Here is a 2,483-nt window from a genome sequence, read left to right as displayed (position 1 = left end):
AAGACTCTCAGAGTCTGGACTGAGTACGCCCCTATGGGGCGTTATCAATGCCACCTGCTATGCAGGTGGTTTTTTACACCTCCATTATGAGCGGCCGTTTACCGGCACCATCAGATCGGGTCCGACGTAGCGACCGCGCGGACGAATCACCTTACAGGTATTGATTTGTTCCATGGCGTGCGCCAGTAACCCGACGCTCCTGGCAATAGAGAAGAGCGCGAATGCCGCATCCCCCTGCAACCGATAGCGCGTTACCAGGGCGGCCAGCACCGCATCAATGTTGGGGTAGAGGCCGGTCAGCGTGGTCACTTTTTCAATGAATTTGGCGATCTCTTCCGGCGGCTCGAACTCTTCCAGCAGGGCCACCGCGCGCGGATCGCCATCGGGATAGAGGTGGTGACCAAAGCCCGGGATCGGCAGCGCGGAGGAGAGGTAGCGGTTAACCACCTGCTCGGCGCTGGAACGCTCAACCTCATCTAACAGCGCTTTCACGCGTGGGGTGGCATCGCCGTGCAGCGGCCCGGTGAAGGTCGCCAGTCCGGTCAGCAGACAGGCGGGCAGCGATGCACCGTTAGAGGCGGCAATGCGCGTGGCAAACGCGGAGCTGGTCAGTTCATGATCGGCAAGCAGCACCATCGCTTTGCGCAAAATATCCGCCACATCTTTTTCTTTCCCCCAGCCTCCTGCGAGACGCAGATGAATCAGCAACGTGGGATTGTTTTCCGCACCGAACGTCGACGCCAGATGGCCCACCAGGGTTGCCGCCTCAGCATGCAGCACGCGTGGGGTGCGCGCATGGGTGGAATGGCCCGTGGCGGTAGCCGCTGCCAGCGCCACAAAGGCATGCGTCCGATCGGGCGGATAGGGCGGGTAATCGCGCTCCTGCACGGAGAATCCGCCCAGGGCCTCCGCATCCCAGAGCAGGCGCGCGGTCTCTTCCAGGGTCGCCTCTTCGGCAAAGCTGATGACATCTTTCCCACGGTAGTACAAACGCCCGCGGGCAAAGGTTGAAATGGCCGTGGGAATACTGGGCTCGGTGCCAAAAAGGGTATTCGCGGCGAGGGTTTCGCGCTTCCGGCCCTGCTGCTTTTTCTGTTTCAGCTTCTGAATATTTTCGGCGCTATACAGACTGCGACGAATATTCTGCGGATCCGGATGTGAGGCAATCAATCCACGGCTAACGTACGCATAGATTGTTTGTGCACGCACGCCGAGAAAGTCCTGAACTTCCTCCAGCGTAAGCCATGGCGCGACTTTGGTCCTGGTTTGCATAGTTGAGCCTGAATATCGGGTAGTTAAGCGTGTGATACCGCAATTTTGGTACAGTCAGCGGCCGGGCACCAGAATTTTTCCGTACCCGGCACCTGGATTAACCGGCGAGGGTTGCGCTGATTTTTTTTAGCCAGGCATCGCCATTTTTTTCGACGTAATCTTTTTCCAGCGCCGGGCGCATCACCGCTTTGAACGGCTGAGGATCGACCTCATTGACCTGCAAACCGGCTTGTATCATTTCCTCAAGAAAACGCGCTTCGTTGCTGTTCGAGAAGGTTCGCGTTGCCACGGCACCGGTATAAGATCCTTTCAACAGAATAGCCTGCTGCGTTTCGCTCAGTGCGGTGAATTTCGCGAGGTTCATCACCTGAATCAGCGGTCCATACAGGTGACGGGTAAAGGAAAGATATTTTTGTACTTCGAAGAATTTACGCGCATAGATTACTGAAACCGGGTGTTCCTGGCTGTCGATTTTGCCATCGAGTATCGCCTGGCAGATAGCACCTGAGGGCAGGGGCAAGGTTTCCATGCCGACTTGCTGCCACAGGGCTTCGTGGGACAGATTGCCCGGCATTGTGCGAATCTTTAGTCCTTTAAAATCGTCCGGGTGGGTCACCGGCTGGCGGTTGTTGGTGATGGAGCGAATGCCGTTTTCCCAGAAGCTGAGGCCTTTGAGCTGCTGTGCTTCCAGCACATCCAGCATTTCGCGTCCCAGTTGACTGTCCAGGACGCCATATGCTTGTTCAACGGTTTCAAACAGATAGGGAATATCAAACACGTTGAGTCGGCTATCGAGCGAAGAGAAATACCCCGCGCCGCCAAAGAAAATATCCAGATCGCCTTTTTGTACCATGGCGATCATGGCTGGCCCGCCGCCCAGTACGGCATCGGGATACAATTCCAGCGCGATAGAGCCCTGCGATAATTCGCCGATGGCCCGCGCCATTTCTTTCGCACCCACGCCCTGTGAGCTATTGATTGACCCTTCGAAACCGACTTTTAGCGTCAAGGTATTATTGTCGTCACTGCCTGAAGAAAAGCTCATTCTGATATCTCCCTGGTGCCGTTGCGCACCCGGTAAGCGCATCAGCATTGATAATGTGACAAGAATTTCACGCTCGCTGGCGCGATTGATATTAGGCTGTGTCCCTTAATCACCTGAGTTATAGTAACTGTCTTTTTCAACAACATATTGAACTATGGCTCGCTAC

Annotated in this window: 2 protein-coding genes; both read right to left on the bottom strand. The window is 55.7% G+C overall.

Features of this window, described 5'->3' with window-relative positions; all coding sequences use genetic code 11:
- Positions 1-84 precede the first annotated feature (84 nt).
- Positions 85-1,272: a citrate synthase family protein gene (locus tag ACSZPU_RS25000; RefSeq protein ID WP_499004289.1), complete on the bottom strand. Its 1,188-nt coding sequence runs from the start codon at positions 1,270-1,272 to the stop codon at positions 85-87.
- 97 nt (positions 1,273-1,369) lie between these two features.
- A complete protein-coding gene (locus ACSZPU_RS24995; protein WP_499004288.1) occupies positions 1,370-2,317 on the bottom strand; it encodes a DctP family TRAP transporter solute-binding subunit in 948 nt (315 codons plus the stop codon).
- Positions 2,318-2,483: the final 166 nt, after the last annotated feature.

Origin of the sequence: Phytobacter sp. V69 (assembly GCF_965644215.1) — a bacterium.
Classification (GTDB): domain Bacteria; phylum Pseudomonadota; class Gammaproteobacteria; order Enterobacterales; family Enterobacteriaceae; genus Phytobacter.
Note: the sequence above shows the minus strand (reverse complement) of the source record. Positions and strands in the feature narration are given on the sequence as shown.

Bases quoted from the DNA above. Each gene is read 5' to 3' on its own strand.
- ACSZPU_RS25000 (WP_499004289.1), bottom strand. From the start codon at position 1,272: ATGCAAACCAGGACCAAAGTCGCGCCATGGCTTACGCTGGAGGAAGTT.
- ACSZPU_RS24995 (WP_499004288.1), bottom strand. From the start codon at position 2,317: ATGAGCTTTTCTTCAGGCAGTGACGACAATAATACCTTGACGCTAAAA.